Annotated in this window: 15 protein-coding genes; 11 read left to right on the top strand and 4 right to left on the bottom strand. The window is 37.8% G+C overall.

The window, feature by feature from the left end:
- Positions 1-31: 31 nt before the first annotated feature.
- From ACFIQC_RS00975 to ACFIQC_RS01000, 6 genes are all read left to right on the top strand, one after another.
- Positions 32-928 (top strand): ABC transporter permease, encoded by an 897-nt coding sequence (locus tag ACFIQC_RS00975; protein WP_375639923.1) that lies wholly within the window; start codon positions 32-34, stop codon positions 926-928.
- Positions 921-1,715: an ABC transporter ATP-binding protein gene (locus ACFIQC_RS00980; RefSeq protein WP_375612739.1), complete on the top strand. Its 795-nt coding sequence runs from the start codon at positions 921-923 to the stop codon at positions 1,713-1,715. Before ACFIQC_RS00975 ends, ACFIQC_RS00980 begins: the two co-directional genes overlap by 8 nt.
- A 4-nt stretch (positions 1,716-1,719) precedes the next feature.
- The gene (gene holA / locus ACFIQC_RS00985; protein WP_375706608.1) at positions 1,720-2,760 is read left to right on the top strand and encodes a DNA polymerase III subunit delta; all 1,041 of its coding nucleotides are present in this window, start codon (positions 1,720-1,722) and stop codon (positions 2,758-2,760) included.
- A 1,954-nt stretch (positions 2,761-4,714) separates the two neighbouring features.
- On the top strand, positions 4,715-5,644 hold the full coding sequence (locus ACFIQC_RS00990) for a prephenate/arogenate dehydrogenase family protein (RefSeq protein WP_375620927.1): 930 nt from the start codon (positions 4,715-4,717) through the stop codon (positions 5,642-5,644).
- A 410-nt stretch (positions 5,645-6,054) separates the two neighbouring features.
- Positions 6,055-6,909 (top strand): YihY/virulence factor BrkB family protein, encoded by an 855-nt coding sequence (locus ACFIQC_RS00995; protein ID WP_375612213.1) that lies wholly within the window; start codon positions 6,055-6,057, stop codon positions 6,907-6,909.
- A 30-nt stretch (positions 6,910-6,939) separates the two neighbouring features.
- Positions 6,940-7,416 carry a YaiI/YqxD family protein gene (locus tag ACFIQC_RS01000; protein ID WP_375706626.1) on the top strand — a complete coding sequence of 159 codons (477 nt, stop codon included), beginning with the start codon at positions 6,940-6,942 and terminating at the stop codon, positions 7,414-7,416.
- 2 nt (positions 7,417-7,418) lie between these two features.
- Here the strand turns inward: ACFIQC_RS01000 and ACFIQC_RS01005 are convergent, their stop codons facing one another.
- Positions 7,419-8,114, bottom strand: coding sequence for a TlpA disulfide reductase family protein (locus tag ACFIQC_RS01005; protein ID WP_375706609.1), 696 nt, complete (start codon positions 8,112-8,114; stop codon positions 7,419-7,421).
- A gap of 32 nt (positions 8,115-8,146) precedes the next feature.
- On the opposite strand from ACFIQC_RS01005, the gene argH reads away from it, so the two are divergent.
- The 5 genes from argH to ACFIQC_RS01030 all read left to right on the top strand — a co-directional run bounded on the left by argH (position 8,147) and on the right by ACFIQC_RS01030 (position 14,616).
- Positions 8,147-9,547, top strand: a complete 1,401-nt coding sequence (gene argH, locus ACFIQC_RS01010; RefSeq protein WP_375620930.1) for an argininosuccinate lyase — start codon at positions 8,147-8,149, stop codon at positions 9,545-9,547.
- A 51-nt stretch (positions 9,548-9,598) separates the two neighbouring features.
- Positions 9,599-9,778, top strand: coding sequence for an LPS translocon maturation chaperone LptM (locus ACFIQC_RS01015; protein ID WP_375620931.1), 180 nt, complete (start codon positions 9,599-9,601; stop codon positions 9,776-9,778).
- A gap of 8 nt (positions 9,779-9,786) precedes the next feature.
- On the top strand, positions 9,787-11,067 hold the full coding sequence (gene lysA / locus ACFIQC_RS01020; RefSeq protein ID WP_375706610.1) for a diaminopimelate decarboxylase: 1,281 nt from the start codon (positions 9,787-9,789) through the stop codon (positions 11,065-11,067).
- Positions 11,068-11,193: 126 nt separating this feature from the next.
- Positions 11,194-13,623 carry a TIGR02302 family protein gene (locus tag ACFIQC_RS01025; RefSeq protein WP_375706611.1) on the top strand — a complete coding sequence of 810 codons (2,430 nt, stop codon included), beginning with the start codon at positions 11,194-11,196 and terminating at the stop codon, positions 13,621-13,623.
- A 222-nt stretch (positions 13,624-13,845) separates the two neighbouring features.
- Positions 13,846-14,616, top strand: a complete 771-nt coding sequence (locus ACFIQC_RS01030; RefSeq protein WP_375629065.1) for a class I SAM-dependent methyltransferase — start codon at positions 13,846-13,848, stop codon at positions 14,614-14,616.
- A gap of 901 nt (positions 14,617-15,517) precedes the next feature.
- Here the strand turns inward: ACFIQC_RS01030 and ACFIQC_RS01035 are convergent.
- From ACFIQC_RS01035 to tsaD, 3 genes are all read right to left on the bottom strand, one after another.
- Complete coding sequence (locus tag ACFIQC_RS01035) at positions 15,518-16,198, bottom strand: response regulator transcription factor (RefSeq protein WP_375620935.1); 681 nt, start codon at positions 16,196-16,198, stop codon at positions 15,518-15,520.
- A gap of 907 nt (positions 16,199-17,105) precedes the next feature.
- Positions 17,106-17,540, bottom strand: a complete 435-nt coding sequence (locus ACFIQC_RS01040) for an EVE domain-containing protein (RefSeq protein WP_375620936.1) — start codon at positions 17,538-17,540, stop codon at positions 17,106-17,108.
- Between the two features lie 697 nt (positions 17,541-18,237).
- A complete protein-coding gene (tsaD, locus tag ACFIQC_RS01045) occupies positions 18,238-19,332 on the bottom strand; it encodes a tRNA (adenosine(37)-N6)-threonylcarbamoyltransferase complex transferase subunit TsaD (protein ID WP_375620937.1) in 1,095 nt (364 codons plus the stop codon).
- Positions 19,333-19,349: the final 17 nt, after the last annotated feature.

Here is a 19,349-nt window from a genome sequence, read left to right on the forward strand (position 1 = left end):
TACGTTAAGTTTTCATGGGGATTGTCTTTACATGAATATATTTGCGTTTTCTGGTGCTGTGGAATTAGGCCTTATTTATGCGTTTGTTGCTATAGGGGTTTATCTTTCATTTCGGGTTTTAGATTTTCCTGATTTAACAGTTGATGGATCGTTTCTTCTTGGTTCCTGTGTCTGTGGTGTTTTGATTCTCTTGGGTTTCAATGCATGGACAGCTATGGCATGCGCTTTTTGTGCAGGTATGGTGGCTGGTTTATTAACAGCTCTATTGAATTTGCGTTTTGGCATTTTGAATCTTTTAGCTTCTATTTTAACAATGTCAGCACTTTATACAGTTAATCTTCGTATTATGGGAATTATGGGAGGGTCTAATGTTAATTTAGCACTTGCTGATACGGCGTTAACCCCCTTTTATAATCTGTTTGGTTTGTCTGATATTTTTGTGCGTCCTCTTTTCGTTGGTATTGTGTTGCTCGTTATGGCGTTTTTGATTTGGCGCTTTTTGGAAAGTGAAATTGGTCTTGCTATGCGTGCAATGGGCGCTAATCCACGCATGGCGACGGCGCAAGGTGTCCATACATCAGCATTGATATATTTTGGAATGGGGCTTTCCAATGCGTGTGTGGCACTTGGTGGTTCTCTTTATATTCAAACTGCGATTGCAACAGATATTACCGGTGGAATTGGAACAATTGTTTTTGGATTGGCAGCCGTGATTATCGGTGAAACTCTCTTTCGTACGCGCAATATTTTTTGGATTATAATCAGCTGTATTGTAGGGTCTGTGCTTTATCGTGTGGCGGTGCAATTTGCATTTGAAGCAAATGGCATTGGCATTGATACGTCGACAGATCTTCAGTTGATTACTTCGCTGTTGGTTGTTTTAACCCTTATTGTGCCACGCTATTGGAGGAGGCATAAACGTGATTGAGTTTTTTCATGTTGGGGTCACATTTAAACCGCAAACACCTTTGGAAAAACAGGCTTTAATTGATATTAACCTGAAAATTGATCAGGGTAGTTTTGTTACGGTTATTGGTTCAAATGGTGCTGGTAAATCAACTTTGCTCAGTGTTTTAGCGGGTGCTACGCTTCCTTCAACAGGGAAAGTGGTTATCAATGGACAAAATGTTTCTAGGCAATCAGTCAGTGAACGCGCTGGAAAGATTGCTTGTGTTTTTCAAGATTCGTTAGAGGGAAGTTGTGGTTCTTTAACAATTGAAGAAAATTTGGCTCTTGCTGCTCTTCGAGGAAGTCGTCGTGGTTTGCATGCGGCTTTAAATCATGAGAAACGGCAATTTTTTCGAGAGAAAATTGCTCAATTAGGCATTGGTCTTGAAACATATATTCATAATCCTATGGATAGTTTATCAGGTGGGCAACGCCAAGCAGTTTGTCTTGTGATGGCAACATTAGCACATGCGGATGTTTTATTGCTTGATGAACATACCTCAGCGCTTGATCCTGGAATGGCTGATTTTGTGATGCGGTTGACTGAAAAAATCGTTGAAGAGAAAAAATTAACAACTATCATGGTGACTCATTCTATGCGTCAAGCTCTTGATTATGGCGATCGTACCTTGATGTTGCATGGTGGAAAAGTGATTTTGGATGTCTGTCATGAAGAGCGGAAGGGCTTGGATGTCAATGATTTAATTGGCATGTTTCAGAAAGTTCGCGGGGAAGTTCTTGATGATGATGAACTATTAATGGATTAATAGTGTGGCTCAGAAAAAAGCACATGAAGTTGATCAGTTTCTAATGCGTTTTTCACGTGCTTTTCCTATTGTTCTCATTTATGGGCCAGATCGTGGTCTTATTTGTGAGCGTGCACAATGTTTTGCAAAACTTACACGGGTAGCAATAGAAGATCCATTTTCGACAATTCGTTTGGATGCTGCTGAAATTGATAAAGATCCTGCACGTTTAGAAAATGAAGCGCGTACGTTATCGCTTTTTGGGGGAGATCGTTTGATATGGATCTCTAATGCTGCTAACCAAAAAGGTTTTCTTGCTGCCTTAAAACTTTTAATTGAGAAACCACCAGAAGCTTGTTTTATTCTCATTGAGGCAGGGGATTTAAAAAAAGGAACAGGGTTGCGCAATGCTATTGAAACAGCATCAAAAGCGATGGCTTTGCCCTGTTTTGCCGATGATATGCGGTCTCTTGACGGTTTGATTGATGAGGTTTTAGGACAGTTTAAGAAGACTCTTTCTTTAGATGCACGTAGATGGTTGCATGAATGTTTAGGGGCGGATCGCCTTGTATCACGAGGTGAATTAGAAAAGCTTTGTCTTTACGCTGCAAATGTTCATATTACTCTTGAAGATGTGAAAGCTGTTGTAAGTGATGTAAGTGTTCTTTCTCAAGATGAAGTCATTGATGCTCTTTTATTGGGCGATATATCAGGCTTTGAAGCGCATTTTAACCGACATGCAGCAGTGCAGGGGGCACTTTTTTTAATTTTGAGTACAGCTCAAAGGCATTTTCAGCAATTACAGCTATTGCGTTATCAGGTAGAGGTTGAAGGAAAATCGTCTTTTACGGTGGTTTCTGAAGCTCGTCCTCCCATTTTTTTTCAACGGAAAAAGATCGTTGAACAAGCTTTAAAATATTGGAAATTAGAACAAATTTCTTATGCAATGGAAAGAATTCAGAGTGCTGTTTTAGACAGTCGTAAAAATCCACTTTTGGGCGAAGCTATCATTCGTCAAGTTTTGTTAGGGCTTACAATTATTGCACGACGCCAGATGGCAGCTTAACAGCCTAGAAATATAATGATTTTTTATTTTTGGTATACCACAGAGGTATTTTCAGCAATTAAAACTGTTATGCTATCAAGTAGAGGTTGATGGAACTTGTATTTTTGAGGATGCATTTTAGGAGCTTGAAAGCTTGATAGAAATTTTTCTTCAAAAGAAATAGTTTATTTTCAAAAGGCCATTTTGAAACAGTTTTATTATTTTGTTGTGTCGTAAAATACTGTTTTTAGGATAGTGATACGAGGCCCATATCAAATTTTATGTGTTCGATGTTTTTTTGTGTGGGTATTTGGTGAATATTAGGTTGGTTCATAGAGTCTTAATGGAGTAACACCCCCATGTAAAACAGAGTATCTCAAACAACAGAAGACACTTGTATGGTAGATTCATACGCTTTCTTAGAAATATTTTTCAATGCGCGTCATATCTATTTCGCGGCGGTGTTTATGAATGGTGTAGAAGTAAAGTTCCTTGTGAAGAATATAAAACCCATAGAGCAACTCTATCTTTATGCTTAATAAAAGCGCAAGTCGACACTCATTATATACTTTGCTAGCCTCTAATGTTACTACAGTTTTTAGCATTAGAGAGCGTTTTTCATCATTTTTTCTCACGTGTCTTCTTGTGACGTGTAGACAAGAGATTTTAATTGATAAGAGGGTTTGTGATGGAAGAATTTTACAGTATTCGAAGTTATAATTCAAATTGAAAAAAATTGTTATTTTTATAAATCAATATATTATAGATTAATTGAATCACATAAAATAGTGAGCTAGAGGAATCTTTTAGACAAGAAAGTGAATGGTGTGCAGATCTGTATGAATTAAGAATCTTCGTGGGATGAGGAGAAGGTCAAAATAGATTATGATGAAAACGACAGCACTTATGGGGAAACTTTTATGTTTGATACAGAGATGATTATCTTAGCAATGAATGTGTCTCATAAACAGAACTAGCCATTGTTTATTATTAATAATTTATTATTTTTCATATTAAATCAATCAGAACAATGTCTTTTGCACGTCATAAGTGGGGGGCGTGTGGATAAAAGCTGTACAAGAAAGCACTAAAAATGCCTCTTATGAATGCTCTCAAATTCCAAGGTTTTTTGCAACATTGGGGGTAGGAAAATATAATGATAGTGTTTTATTAAGTGTGAAGAGGGTCGTGCTTAATAGATTTATAGTTATAACATTTACGAACACTGTCGTGAGATAGGCTAGGGAGCGAGATGCCTTTTAAAACAAACCCATGAATTTGTAATCCAAATTTATTCTGTTGAGGGCGTTCTGTTTTACGTAAGGGGTGTGATTCCATTAAAGGGATATTCGGTGTTTTTGTTATCAAACTTTTTCTTTATTGAGAGGGCGTGTTTTTCTCATATTTATTTGATTTACGGTATCCGGAATCGGGAGAGGAAAATGTTTTTAATGGTATATTTTGGTATGCGTTGTTTTACGGTGTTTTCAATATTCGCGAAACTTATGTTGATGTTGTAGGTGGAGGCGTAATACGTTTTTATATAGGTCTAATGTACAAATTAATGAACGTATCGGGATAATTGGAGAAGAGTTAGTGTCTGCTTACGCTTTTGATGTGTTTTTTGTGAGTAAATTAGTAAGATAAAGTAAACTGATGGGATTTTATGTAGAGTCGTTGTTATCCTAATTGAGAGTGCATTTTATTTTGTTTCGGTGATGCGCTTTGATCAGTAATTAAGAGGGAGTTTTAGAGCGTGATTTTAGATTTCTCGTCATTTATTTTTTATGTGTTTTCTAGGTAAAGTGATCTGTTGTCAGCTTGCGCAGGTGATAATTGGTAAACTGCGTTATTCTTTATTCCCTAGTTGTCATTTTTTAATGTTTTACGCATAACTCTTGAACAAACAAACAAGAAAATTGTGATTTTACAATTGTCTTTATTGCCATTTGCAAAGAATCTTTGAAGGTGAAAGATGCTCCATATCCAGTTTGAAAAAATAGCACTCATTGGGATCGGTCTGATTGGGTCTTCTTTAGCAAGAGTGATTAAAAAGAAAAATCTTACGGCTCAGATTTCTATTGCAACACGTCGTCCAGAAACCCTGAAAAGAGCGCGTGAATTGGAGCTTGGGGACTTTTATACGACAGATAATGCAAAAGCTGTTGAAGGAGCAGATTTGGTTATTCTTTCTGTTCCTGTTGGGGCTAGTGCAGAAGTGGCAAAAACCATTCGTGATCATTTAAAACTTGGAGCGATTGTGAGTGATGTTGGTTCTACGAAAGCGTTGGTTATTGCGGAAATGGCACCTTTATTGCCAAAAACGGTTCATTTTATTCCAGGGCATCCAATTGCTGGAACGGAATATTCAGGACCGGATGCTGGTTTTGCTGATTTATTTATGAATCGTTGGTGTATTTTAACGCCTTTTGCGGATAGCGATGCTGCTGCTGTCGCACAATTAACAGCGTTTTGGGAAGCTTGTGGTGCGCGTGTCGAAAAGATGGAACCTAAGCATCATGATCTTGTTTTGGCTATTGTTTCACATTTACCCCATTTGATTGCGTATAATACTGTTGGGACAGCGAGTGATTTAGAAAAAGTAACAAATTCGGAAGTGATTGCTTATTCCGCTTCCGGTTTTCGTGATTTTACGCGTTTGGCCTCTTCTGATCCCGTTATGTGGCGGGATATTTGTTTGCATAATAAAGATGCTATTTTAGAAATGTTGGGTCGTTTTAGTGAAGGGCTTGCTTTTTTAGAACGGGCAATTCATTTAGGAGATGGTGAGACACTGTTTAACTTTTTTACACGTACGCGTGCTGTACGTCGCAATATTATTGATGCTGGACAGGAAATTGATGCTCCTGATTTTGGACGTCAGAGTGTTTCTAAAAAAGGGTAAATAAAAGCAAGGGGGGGTTGTTGAATTTCGTTGGTTTTTTCTAGAAATCGATAAGAAGTTTTTTCTTTATTCAGTCATAGATTGCAATAAAAAAGAGTGGTGATTGCTTCGATACAGATAACCATGACTTCAAAAGGTTTTATGTGTGCACGATCATCTTGCTTAGTTCTCTATAGGGCATATGATGTACAGAAGAGGTTACTGATCTGTAGAAGTAACAAAAAAATGAAGTCGTTGTAGAACTTCATAGAGTGGGTTATTGTTTTTGTTTTGGTATAAAGTCGGGCTTGACCGTATTGATTATTGACCTTTATATTGCAACATTGCAAAATGTTTATTTGCAGAGTTTTGATGATTTTTATAAAACTTGAAATAGACTGAGGAAGAGTTTTACCAGAAAGTATTGAGTTTTGTTAAAAAATATCTTTTGGTATAGCTATCGTATTTTTGGTGACGCAGTAAGTCATTATTGGCGTGATAGTGGGAGTGCTTTTGCAAGCCATGTTGCGCTATCGGGGCTTTTAGCATTTTTCCCTTTTTTTATTTTTGGAACATCGTTTGCTCGTTTTCTAGGTGCTTTTACCTATACACCGCAGAAAATTAAAGCACTGGTGCAGTTATTGCCTGATGTTATTGCAGAGCCGTTATCTCAGGAAATTGTCAATGTTTTAACCATTCATCGAGGAGGTGTGTTGACGCTTTCTGTCATTGGAACGGCTTATTTTGCTTCTAATGGGATAGAGGCTTTGCGTACGGCTTTAAATAAAGCTTACCGTGTTACTGATCGACGGAGTTTGTTATTTTGTCGTTTTCAAAGTCTGTTTTTTGTAATCCTTGGAGCTGTTGGTCTTGTTGTGATTAGTTTTTTATTGATTCTGGCGCCTTTGTTGATCAAAATTATGCAAAATCATTCTTTTTTTATGACTGAATATATTGCTGTTATTCGTGTATGGCGTTATACAGTTGCAATCGTTATTTTGTTTATCAGTCTTTTGATTGTTCATAAATGGCTTCCAGCAGGGCGGCGGAAAATTATAGATATTTTACCAGGAATAGTGGTGACAATGTTTATATGGTTTATGGCTTCTATCGCTTTTGCGCAATATTTAACGATGTTTGATTATATTTCTACCTATGCAGGGTTGGCATCTATTATGGTTGCTATTATTTTTCTCTACATATTGAGTGCAATTTTTATTTTGGGAGGAGAAATAAACGCGGCGATAATGTTTTATCGCAAGGATTTGCAACATTCAGATGAATGAAAGAGTTTATTATTGCTTGAAAGCCAAGGTATGAATATCCCAATAAAGCCTGCTATCACTTTGTTGATTGATGCGGATGCTTGTCCTGTAAAAGATGAAGTTTATCGTGTGATGAATCGTTATCAGCTTAAGACATTTGTTGTGGCAAATCGTTCTTTGTCTCTTCCAGATGAAGCACTCATTGAAAGAGTGGTCGTTGCTGGTGAATTCAATGGTGCTGATGATTGGATTGTAGAACATGTGCATGAGGCAAGTATCGTTATTACCAGTGATATTCCTTTAGCAGCACGGGTTGTGCAAGCTGGGGGTTTTTGTCTTTCGCCAACGGGGCGTATTTTTGATGTAAATTCAATTGGTCAGGCTTTGGCGATGCGCAATTTGATGGAAGATTTGCGTGGACAGGGCAATATAATAGGTGGTCCCCGTCCTTTTTCTCGTAAAGACCGTTCTGCTTTTTTGTCAGCACTGGATCTTGTTATACAACGTTTAAAAAGACGCGGTTATTAAAGTTATAGGGCTTCTTTAATGACTGCTTTTATAAGTGCTTTGGCATCGTCATTGGCCCACGGAGCTGCACCATTGAAAGAAGCAATGAGATATCCATCTTTATCAATGAGTAATGTAATGGGGAGTCCTAAAGCGAGCCCCTGTTTTCTAACATTGTTGAAAATATCCATTGTTTCATCGCGATAGTAAAGCAAATTATCTGAATGAATATTCTGTAAAAATTGCTGAATTTTTTCAGGAGAAGCAGTTTTATCGATATTAATAGCTATGACATCAAAGTTTTCTCCACCTAATTCACGTTTTAATTGCGCAAGTTCAGGCATTTCTGTGCGGCAAGGTGCACACCAAATAGCCCATAGATTGACCAGCATTGGTTTTCCAGTAAATTCGCTGAGTGTGTGCTCTTTTCCTAGAATATCCTTGAAAGAGAGTTTATTCATATCTGAGGGCGTATCAGCAAATCGTATGTGGCTAAAAAAGCCTTTTGCTGCTTTTCGTATCGCCATCATTTTTTCTGCTCGTGTTTTATCAGTATTTATTTCTTGTGCTTGTGCTGCTGAAATGAAATTGAAAAGAAAAAACTCTCTTTTGGTATCGTAGTTTATGGTTGCGTATAAACTCAATGCAATGATAAAGAATGCAAGGGAGAGTTGCCTTTTTTTATTGTTTTTTTCGCTGATGAAAATTTGAAAAATCATAATTTTGTCCTTTGGATGGGTGTTTTCAGAATATGACAGATGAGAAGTTAAAGAACCAAATGTGGGGTGGTCGGTTTGCGGCAGCTCCTGCTGCAATTATGGAAGAAATTAATGCTTCTATTGATTTTGATCAAAAACTTTATCGACAAGATATTGAAGGTTCTCTTTCTCATGTGGCTATGTTAGCGCAAACGAAAATCATTTCACAATCAGATTATGAAAAAATTGTTCATGGTTTGAAACTTATTCGCCAAGAAATTGAAGACGGTAAATTTGTTTTTTCACGAAAGCTTGAAGATATTCATATGAATATTGAAGCGCGACTGAGCGAATTGATAGGTCCTGTAGCTGGGCGTTTGCATACGGCGCGTTCACGCAATGATCAAGTTGCTGTTGATTTTCGCTTGTGGGTATGTGAAGCAACGCAAAAGATAGCACAAGCTTTAAAAGGATTGATAGAGCAATTACTTATTCGCGCAGAACAACATGTTGATACCTTTATGCCAGGCTTTACGCATTTACAATTGGCTCAACCTGTAACATTGGGTCATTATATGATGGCTTATGTTGAAATGTTTGGTCGAGATTTATCGCGGATGCGTGATGCTCTTGAGCGAATGAATGAATCGCCTTTAGGGGCGGCTGCTTTAGCGGGGACAGGCTTTCCAATTGACCGTTTTATGACAGCAAAAGCGCTAGGCTTTCGGGAACCTACACGCAATTCAATTGATAGTGTTTCAGATCGTGACTTTGCATTGGAATTTTTAAGCGCTGGCGCTCTTTGTGCAACACATCTTTCACGTTTAGCAGAAGAAATAATTCTTTGGTCAAGTGAACAGTTTTGTTTTATTCATTTATCAGATGCTTTTTCAACGGGTTCATCTATTATGCCACAAAAGAGAAATCCTGATGCGGCAGAGTTAGTACGAGCGAAAGCAGGTCGATTGAATGCTGCACTTATGGGATTGTTAACGGTGATGAAAGGATTACCGCTTGCTTATTCAAAGGATATGCAAGAAGATAAGGAATATGTGTTTGATGGGGCTTTGAGTTTGGAATTATCACTAGCAGCAATGACAGGGATGATTGCTGATTTGAAAGTGAATAAAAAAGCTATGAAACAAGCAGCGGATTTAGGGTATGCAACAGCTACAGATTTTGCGGATTGGCTTGTACGCAATTTAGGGATTCCTTTTCGCAAAGCACATCACATCACAGGGTGTGCTGTGGCATTGGCAGAAAAAAAACAGTGTCGCCTTCATGATTTATCATTAGATGAACTTCAAGCAATTTGTCCTGATATCAATGCGACACTTTTTGATGTTTTGACCGTTGAAAAATCTGTTGAAAGTCGTAAAAGCTTTGGGGGAACAGCGCCTTCAGAGGTTCTTCGACAAATTGCGTATTGGAAAAAGCGTCTCGTGAGCGCTTGAGTGATTGTATTTTAAAGGTAAAAAAGAAATCGAGATGAGGAAAGAGGACAGATGAAAATTATAATAAAGGGGTTGATGGTTGTCCTTTTTGGGGGCTTTGGTGTCGTTGGGTGTGGGCGTAAAGGGTCATTGGAGATGCCTCCTTCAACAGGAGTGAATTCTTCACAAGGAACTTTTGTTTCTCAAGGCAAAACAGATAAACCTTTTATTCTTGATCGGTTAATACAATAGGAATTTTTATGCGTTTTTTTTCTTATCATCAGGGTGTGCTTCACGCTGAAGGTCTTTCTCTTTTGGAACTTGCGCGGGAAGTTGGAACACCTTTTTATTGTTATTCAGCTAGCGCAATCGTTGCACATTTTAAAGATTATCAGAATGCATTTCATGATATGCCGAGTTTAATTGCTTATGCGGTTAAAGCGAATTCCAATCAAGCAGTTTTACAACTTTTAGCTAACAATGGAGCGGGAGCTGATGTGGTCTCAGAAGGGGAATTACGGCGTGTACTTGCTGTTGGTATTCCTGCGCAGAATATTGTTTATTCTGGTGTTGGTAAAACAGTGAGAGAAATAGATTTTGCTCTTGCACAAGATATTTATTGTTTTAACGTTGAATCAGAGCCAGAACTTGAACAATTATCGGCGCGGGCTGCTGCGCTTTCAAAAACAGCTCGTATTTCTTTACGCCTTAATCCTGATGTGGATGCTAAGACTCACAAGAAAATTACAACAGGTAAGTCTGAGAATAAATTTGGTATTCCACTGTCTTTGGCGGGTGATGCATATAAAAAAGCAGCTCAATTGCCCGGTCTTCATGTGTGTGGTGTTGATCTCCATATTGGCAGTCAAATTTGTGATTTAAAACCGTTTGAGGATGCATTTGTTATTGTTGCAGATTTTGTGCGTCAATTATGGAATAATGGTTATGCGATAACCCATATCGATATTGGGGGCGGGCTTGGTATTCCTTATGGTTATGAGCAGAATCCAGTACCTTCTCCTTTTGAGTATGCAGCACTGGTAAAGAAACATATTGCGCCTTTAGGGATCAATATTATCCTAGAACCTGGGCGTAGTATTGTTGGTGAAGCCGGTGTGTTGGTGACATCGGTTGTGTATTTAAAAAAGGGGGAAGGACGAAATTTTGTTATTGTTGATGCGGCGATGAATGATTTCATGCGTCCAACGCTTTATGATGCGTGGCAAAATGTAATGCCAGTGAAAAAAACACCAATAGATGCCCCTCTGATTAATGCTGATATTGTCGGTCCTATCTGTGAAACTGGTGATTATTTAGGCTTGGAACGTTCTTTGCCAGTGTTGAAAGCGGGTGATGTTTTGATGTTAACAGGAGCAGGGGCTTATGGCGCAGTGATGGCAAGCACTTATAATAGTCGACTTTTGGTGCCGGAAGTTCTGGTTCAGGATACGCGTTATGCAGTCATTCGTCCACGCCTTGATTATGCACAATTGATAGGCTGTGATCATATTCCAGATTGGATTGAGCCCAAATTAGATTGAGCATTATTAAATATTTTGGGTCTTATTTTTACTAAACTTTGATGAAACAATTTATTTTCTAGAAATTGTTTTGTATGGGGTTTATGATCTTAATGCACCACGATAAAAGGGGATAAATGCTTGTTTATGAAAAATAAAAACATCAAAGGTTTTGCAATGAAGCTTTTGTGTGTGCGCATTTTGATGTGGGGGATCCTTTCATTTGAACGGATGTGGGTACGGTTGTTACCATTTTTCCTCGTTCTTAGTCTCTTTTGTTCGTTTAGCTGGTTGGGACTTTTTGGTATTTTGGGCTATTGGTCACATTTGCTCTTACTTGGGGTTATACTTATTTGTGCTGGGGCGAGTTTATTTTTTCTTATTCGTTTTCGGTTTCCCACAATGCGGGAAGTAAATTGCCGCCTTGAACGCGTCAATGATCTTAGACATCAGCCTTTGAATATTCAGACAGATCGTTTATGTTCTGAAAATGATGAAGATTTTAGTGCTGTTATTTGGCGTGAACATCAACGCCGAATGGCAAAGCAATTATACCATTTAAAAACTGGATTTATCTCTCTTAATAGTGCGGATTATGATCCTTTAGCTTTGAGGGCTTTGTGTGCTCTTCTTTTTGTGTGCGCTTTTAGTTTTTCTTTTGGTTCACAAGGGGGGCGTTTGGCTGATGCCTTTGATTTTCGTCCTATCGTTGATGAAAAACTCATGCGGATTGATGCTTGGGTAACACCACCTGCTTATACCGGTGTGGCACCGATTTATTTGACAAAAGATGAGAAAACACAACTAGAAATCCCTGAAGGGAGTAATGTTGTTGTGCGTGTTGTCAATGGGGCTGGCATTACAGTAAAAGCAAAGTCTGTAGAAGATGGGAGGGAAGTTTCGTTTTCAGAGAAAACGGAACAAACAGCTTTGAATGATCCAATTGTTCATTTTGAAACACATTTAAAGCATCCAATAAATTTATTTGTATCATCACGTCGTAAAAAACAGCAATGGCATTTGCAGATAATTAAGGACACGCTTCCAACAATTCATTGGTTGGAAAAACCAGGGAGGATTTTAACGGGATCATTGGAGTTACGATATGTGGTGGATGATGCTTATGGTGTGACAAAGGCTTTTGTTGAAATAGAGCCTTTTCTTCCTCAGAATAAAAGTGCTTCTTCTCTTTATAATGCTCCGGAAATAGAGCTTCTTCTTCCGCGTGGTGGAAAGGGGAAAATGCGAATGGTGCAGGATATATCAGCGCATCCATGGGCGGGTTCGCAAGTCAAAATTACTTTGGTGGCAGAAGATGGTGCGGGGCAGAAAGGGCGTAGCAAAACTTTTGTTATGATATTACCACAGCGTGTTTTTTCGAATCCTGTTGCACGCGCAGTGGTTGAACTGCGTCGTTTATTAGCTCTTAATCCTTTAGCGCGAGAGCGGGTACTTGATATGCTTTCTGCTTTGCTTGTACGTCCAGAAAAGGGGTTGCAAAATGCATCGCATTTTATTGTTCTACAAAGTGCGTGGACAAGACTTTCTTTAGCACAAACAGACGAGGATTTGCGCGATGTGGTGGATTATTTATGGCAAATTGCTTTGGGTATTGAAGGCAATCAACTTGAATCCGTGCAAAAAAAGTTAAAACAAGCACAAGCTGCTTTACGTGATGCATTGCGTTACGGTGCTTCAGCGGCAGAAATTGAACGGCTTATGGCAGATTTACGTCAAGCTATGGATGAGTATATTCGTGCTTTGGCTGAAAAAGCACCGGATAGTCAAGTTTCTAAAAATTCTAAAAGCTCAAAAAGTCCTAATCTTTCTGAAGCTACATTACAAGAAAAGTTAAATTTAATTGAGGAAATGGCTAAAACAGGCTCTTCTTTAGCAGCTGAACAACTCTTGGCGGAAGTTGAACAGACGCTTGATCATTTGCATGTGCAAAAAGGTAATCAAAATGAGGGAGAAAAAAGCCAATCTGCACAAATGAAAGAAAAGATGGACCAGCTTGGAGATTTAATGCGTCGTCAGCAAGAAATTCTCAATGAAACACATCAGTTAGAGATGGAACAAAAACGCGGAGAAAATGTACCGGAAACACAAAAAAAATCTTTAAAAAAACGTCAAGCTGAATTGCAATCTGAATTATCAACATTAGAAAAAGAATTATCAGAACAAGGATTTGAAACAGGGGGCGCCTTGAAAAGGGCAGAAGAAAAAATGAATTCTGCGGAAAATGCTCTTGATAATGGAAATCATCAGGTATCTATACAAAATCAGTCTGATGCTTTGGAATCTTTGAGGCAAGGTGCACAAAATGTTTTGAAAAAAATGCGCGAAACACTTAAAGAAACGGGAAATGATCAAAATGCTGATTCTGGTCCTAAAGATCCGTTAGGACGTCCACTTTCTTCAAAAACAGATGAAGAACAAGAAGGCGAGGCACTACCACAAGAAAGTGATCAAATGCGTACGCGGCAGATTTTGGATGAAATTCGCAAACGTCTTGGTAAAGAGCATCTTTCAGAAGAAGAAAAAAACTATCTTGAAAGATTGCTTCATTTTAATTAACCAGTGTTGGCTTTTTTCTTAATTGATGTCAAAAACAGTATATGAAGAACCTCTATGGGGTTTATCTCCAAAAAAATGATTAAAGTGCTTGTAAGGCAATAATCATCCTATTGTACTGATTTTTTAATCATTTAAGTTTAAAATATGCAATATTGAAATGTTCGCTATTGCGGAAAAAAAGCAGAAGTCCATATAGGTTTGGTATATGAAAATCTGTAATGTTTGAAATTTGTTTCTACATGGTATGTTGAGTTGGATATCGTTACGCTGAAAGATTTTTATGCTTCTGCACTTGGACTGCGTGTGCAAAAAACGCTGTGTGACCAATTGAATTTATGGTGGCCTGATCTTACGGATAAACGGATTATGGGATTGGGTTATGCACTTCCTTATCTTTCTACATTGCGTGAACGTGCCCAACAATGTTTTGCTTTTATGCCAGCTTCTCAGGGTGTTTCGCCTTGGCCTTGTTCTGAGCAAGTTGCTACAGCGCTTGTTTTTGAAGAAGATTTGCCACTTCCTGATGCGTCAGTTGACTGTATTTTATTGGTACATGCATTAGAATATACAGAAAATTCATTTGAAACGTTGAATGAAATATGGCGTGTTTTAGCACCTAATGGCCACTTGATCGTTATTGTACCTAATCGCTCTGGTTTTTGGGCGCGCAATATTACTACGCCCTTTGGTTATGGCGAACCCTATAGTCGGCAACAAATTACTCGTTTGTTCGAAAAAACAAATTTTGTTTCTGGGCCAATACAAGAAATTGTACACTATATGCCCTCTACGGGTTATTTTTCGCGGTTGTTCTCATTTTTTTATGAGCCATTTGCTCGCTATCTTTTGCCTTATTTTGGTGGACTCTTAATGTGTCAGGCACAAAAACGTGTTTATCAGGGTTTGCTCGTACAGCGTCGTCAGTCGCGACGTATTTTTATTCCTGCTTTATCACCACAGACAAGAAATATTTTAATTTATAAAGATAATTAATCATTTTGTCATTGTCATAAGAACCGCAAATATAGAGGCATTCTCTTATTTCAATTTTTTGCATTTACAATTAAAAAATATTCTTTTGTACATTAATATGTGGAATTGGTATGTGAATAAAAATCTCAAGTATCTATATACCGAACCATATTTCATGAATAGTGGAAACATTTTAAAAGAAAAAAATGCTGGTATCTTCGTAAACGTAAAAATAGCAGAGTCCAAGAGATCTTACATAATATGGTTTAGGGTGGTTAAAAACTGTACAAGGAAGGATTACAATGCTTCTTATAAACCATCTCAAGTATCAAGGGCTCCTCTGCAACATCGAGATCTAACATAAGTGTGTGATGGTGCTGGCTTGTTCTTTTATAAGCGTAAAGATGGTGGTGCTCAGTGGCTTTATCGTTAGGATAAACATTTAGCGTTATATCATGAATCATATAACCTCTTAAGAGGAGATAACGTCATAAAGAATAGAGGAAAACTATAAAGATAAAAAACATCTCTCAATTTAGGCTAGTGAATATGAGATAAAGCAGTGTGTGGAGCGGTTTTTTTGAAAAAAATAATCATAAATAGCACTCATCTAAAGATGATAGTTATGATCAAGAATGTTGCTAAAAGATATCACGATTATTTATATGCGAAACATATTAAAAACTTTAGAAAGAACAAAAGCATGTGAAACAGAAGTTACAAAGTATATCGTGAGGGTTGAAAGCATTTTTGTTTTTGGTTCTCATGTTGGAATATTTCGTTTTTTATTCATAATGTTATATATTTTGTCATAAGAGTAAGTTCTATGTAATAGCATTCGAATTATATGCGAAGGTTTTTTCATCTCGTTTCTGTTTTCATTTAGGATATTAAAATTATTTTTGAAACAGTAAATCTCGAATTAAAGATTTAAACGGTAACCATTTTGATCTGTCATGAGAATTTGTGCATTGGAGGGATCGTTTTCGATTTTTTGTCGCAAACGATAGATATGGGTTTCTAAAGTATGGGTGACAATATTTTCATTATATCCCCAAACTTGTTCTAACAATGTTTCACGGCTGACAATTTTATCATTGGCATGATAGAGACATTTAAGGATCGCTGCTTCTTTTTCTGTGAGACAGATTTTATTGTTGCATTGATCAAGAAGAAGTTTTTGTCTTAGTTTAAAAGTATAGGGACCAATATGAAAGGTTGCGTCTTCATTTTGTTCATATTGGCGCAACTGTGCTCGAATTCTCGCCAATAACACCGCAAAGCGAAAGGGTTTTGTTACATAATCATTGGCGCCTGTTTCAAGATCTAAAATATTATCACAGTCTGTATCATAATTTATTATCATGATAATGGGGGCACGAAATCCTTGGGTGCGTAATTGTTTAACGGCTTTGTAGCCATCAAGATCAGGAAGTTGAAATCCCAAAATAGTGAGATCAATATTTTCTTCTTGGATTATTCTCATTCCCGCTTCTGCTGTTTTTGCTTGGAAAATTTTAAACTCTTGATGCATTTGCAATTGTTCTACTAAAATGGGGCGTAGATCATCGTCTTCAACGATTAAAAGAGTATAGTGGTTCATGTTTTTCCTTATAGGCATGTTGATGCACTGATTGATATAGTTTCATGAAAAATGAGATTTCATGCAAGAAAAATTAAAAGAGGAAAATTAAAAAAGAGTGCTTCTAAAAAATAAACTTTTATAATTTCTAATGGTTGTTTGCTGAAAAGAAGGTATTCCGTCTGCAGGGTATTTTACGTATTGGTTGGAAGCGTTTTTTATGTTCTAGAAGGTGTTTTAGCTATTGAGTGTCATCATCTTTACGCTTATGGAGAAACAAGCTGCCACTATCATTCACTTTGCCAGCTCGTGGGTGTTGCGGACAGTCCTTGGCACTTGAGACGATTCATAGGAGGAATTTTTAGTCCTTTCTTTCACGTTTTTTATCTATATGGGACTTTCTCCGCTTAGAATGTGCAAGCAAATAGCTTTTGATTGATTCAATATAAAACAGGTTGGGAATGAGAGAATCCTGCGGTATGAGGCGCACTCGTCCAACATGCAAAACAATAAACACGCAATATGATGCGTTTTTTAAGTGTGAAGAGAATTGTGCAACACCTAGCACATATGCACTGTTTAGGAGAATTTCACGATCATTTTTATTGTTTTTTTATCCACGTTCAGTTTTGTTTTTTCGTTGCATTTGTGTGTGAAGGGGCTGTGTGTTATGTTCGTGGTGTTGCTTATTATAATTGTTGAGTAAGCCTTGCTTTTAACAATGCCGAAAAGATGCATCATAAAGAGGTTTTTTGTGTAATTTGGAAGGAGACTGTATTGAGAAAGAGTGCAGGATAAAAAATGACAAAGAAAAATATCATATTTATGTATTTAGCATGAGAATACCTCAACAGAAGGAGGTGTTGTGCTTATTCTTCTGCGCTATGAAGCATCTTTTTATATGAGTTAATGAATAAAAATTATTGTTTTAAGATAAAAGCATTTCCCTCTTAAGGTTGCCCATCAAACAGACTTCTTTCCATTCATCTTCTGTCACGGGTTGCACTGATAAGCGGCTGGCTTTGACCAGCGCCATATTTGCTAGTTTGGGATTGGCTTTAATTTGTTTTAATGAAACAGGTGTTGGCATGTCACAAAGTGCACGGATATCCACACATTCCCAGCGTGGATCAGAGCTTGTAGAATCAGGGTGTGCTTCAGCACATATTTCTACAATTCCTACAATTTCTAAACCTTTATTTGAATGATAAAAAAAACCTTTATCGCCATATTTCATAGCGCGCATATTGTTACGGGCTTGATAATTGCGTACACCATCCCATTGTTCGCCATCAGCTCCTTTTTTCTTTTGCATCTCCCATGACCATTTATGGGGTTCAGATTTAAAAAGCCAATAAGCCATGTGTTCACCTTTTTCATAGATTGTTATGCATTCGTCGTGTCCAATTTTTTATAAGTATCTTTGTAATATCATCAAGGGTGATTTTTAAAATGGAGTAAAGAACGGGCATTATCTGTTTTTTCTTATTTCAAAATAACTTGTATATAGAAAAATGCGCTCCATTGATATTTCATGTTGTATAAAGGTATTTTGCTTATCTTGTAGCAGAAAAATATATCAGTGTATCGCGAAGTAATAGACTTAAAATTGCTCAGCCATGTGGAAGCTTAATCATCTTTTCAGCTGCTGTTTGAAATGTAGTTACTATAGGATCATTGGAGCATTGCGTTGGAGAGAATTTAGCAAGAAAATTGGTTCTAAAAAGCTTTAAAATTACAATGACAATGAAACGAATAAATGGTCAAAGATGATGAGGTCAACGAATGGCATTCATATCTATGCTTTGTGGGATAGAGTGCGTCTTATTATGCTGTAAAATACCGTCATTTGAAGTGTAATGATATAAGGCAGTTTTTTGAAACATGAAGTTTTTAAGAATGTGTGGTGAATATTTAGGTTTACGTGTCGATCTTTGGGTTAAGTGAATTGTGTGAGTGGGAAGCAGATGGAATCTGCTCGATAGAGAATTCGGACTATCTATAGACCGGATTGAGTAGAAATCTTCGTTCTTTAAGATGTGTGTAGGACGTCAATTTTATTATGCTTTTGTTCCACGGCGTCCCATCCCGATCAAGGGCGGGGCTTTTTCATCTAATGGCCAGCGTGAGCGGGGTGCAATGTCAAGAGAGCTTGTTTCTCCTCGTACGAGTTTTTGTGCACCGGCAAAAGCAATCATTGCAGCATTATCGGTACACAAGGAAAGAGGAGGGGCTATAAATTCAAAACCATGTTGATGGGCAAGTTCTTGCAACGTAGAGCGAATGGCTTGGTTTGCGGCAACACCGCCTGCGACAACCAAAGCAGGAGAACGCTTTTCTTGATTATCAGAGAGAGGATATTGGTGGGCAAAGTGTTGTAGGGCTAGGTGAATACGATCATGTATTGTATCGGTCACGGCGGCTTGAAAACTTGCGGCAATGTCAGCAATATCATTTTCTGTAAGGGGAGCTATGGCTGTTGCGGCTTGTCGAACAGCAGTTTTGAGTCCTGAAAAAGAAAAGTCTAACCGTTTTTCACCTTTTAAAGGTCGTGGAAGAGGGATGCGATTTTTATCACCAAATAAAGCTGCTTTTTCAAGTGCTGGTCCACCAGGATAAGGAAGACCTAAAAGTTTTGCTGTTTTATCAAAGGCTTCTCCTAATGCATCATCAATAGTGGTTCCTAAACGTTGATAGTTGCCTACTCCATGAACAATGATTGTTTGTGTATGACCTCCTGAAACTAAAAGTAATAAATAAGGAAAGCTGACGTTGTGCGTTAACACGGCTGTTAAAGCATGTCCTTCTAAGTGATTTACCGCAATAAATGGTTTGCCAGTGGCAAGAGAGAGTGCTTTTGCGCTCATAACGCCTACCAACAATCCTCCTATCAAACCAGGCCCACTGGTGGCTGCAATGCCATCAATATCTTTTAATTTTGTGTTTGCTTCTGTTAGTGCTTGCAGAATTAAATGATCAAGAACTTCAACATGGGCACGAGCAGCAATTTCAGGAACAACACCGCCGTAAGGTGCATGGTGATCAATTTGACTCCAAACAACATTGGAAAGAATTAGGCTGTTTGATTCATTGTTATATTCAATGACAGCCGCTGCCGTTTCATCACAACTTGTTTCTATTCCCAGCAGACGCATTTTAAACAAAACCTTAT

It is taken from the genome of Bartonella sp. AA126HLJHH (assembly GCF_042197425.1).
GTDB lineage: Bacteria > Pseudomonadota > Alphaproteobacteria > Rhizobiales > Rhizobiaceae > Bartonella.

What these genes read in the sequence shown, in the direction of transcription:
- ACFIQC_RS00975 (WP_375639923.1), top strand. Translation starts at nt 32, where the DNA reads ATGAATATATTTGCGTTTTCTGGTGCTGTGGAATTAGGCCTTATTTAT.
- ACFIQC_RS00990 (WP_375620927.1), top strand. Translation starts at nt 4,715, where the DNA reads ATGCTCCATATCCAGTTTGAAAAAATAGCACTCATTGGGATCGGTCTG.
- ACFIQC_RS01000 (WP_375706626.1), top strand. Translation starts at nt 6,940, where the DNA reads ATGAATATCCCAATAAAGCCTGCTATCACTTTGTTGATTGATGCGGAT.
- ACFIQC_RS01005 (WP_375706609.1), bottom strand. Translation starts at nt 8,114, where the DNA reads ATGATTTTTCAAATTTTCATCAGCGAAAAAAACAATAAAAAAAGGCAA.
- argH (WP_375620930.1), top strand. Translation starts at nt 8,147, where the DNA reads ATGACAGATGAGAAGTTAAAGAACCAAATGTGGGGTGGTCGGTTTGCG.
- ACFIQC_RS01015 (WP_375620931.1), top strand. Translation starts at nt 9,599, where the DNA reads ATGAAAATTATAATAAAGGGGTTGATGGTTGTCCTTTTTGGGGGCTTT.
- lysA (WP_375706610.1), top strand. Translation starts at nt 9,787, where the DNA reads ATGCGTTTTTTTTCTTATCATCAGGGTGTGCTTCACGCTGAAGGTCTT.
- ACFIQC_RS01025 (WP_375706611.1), top strand. Translation starts at nt 11,194, where the DNA reads ATGAAAAATAAAAACATCAAAGGTTTTGCAATGAAGCTTTTGTGTGTG.
- ACFIQC_RS01035 (WP_375620935.1), bottom strand. Translation starts at nt 16,198, where the DNA reads ATGAACCACTATACTCTTTTAATCGTTGAAGACGATGATCTACGCCCC.
- ACFIQC_RS01040 (WP_375620936.1), bottom strand. Translation starts at nt 17,540, where the DNA reads ATGGCTTATTGGCTTTTTAAATCTGAACCCCATAAATGGTCATGGGAG.
- tsaD (WP_375620937.1), bottom strand. Translation starts at nt 19,332, where the DNA reads ATGCGTCTGCTGGGAATAGAAACAAGTTGTGATGAAACGGCAGCGGCT.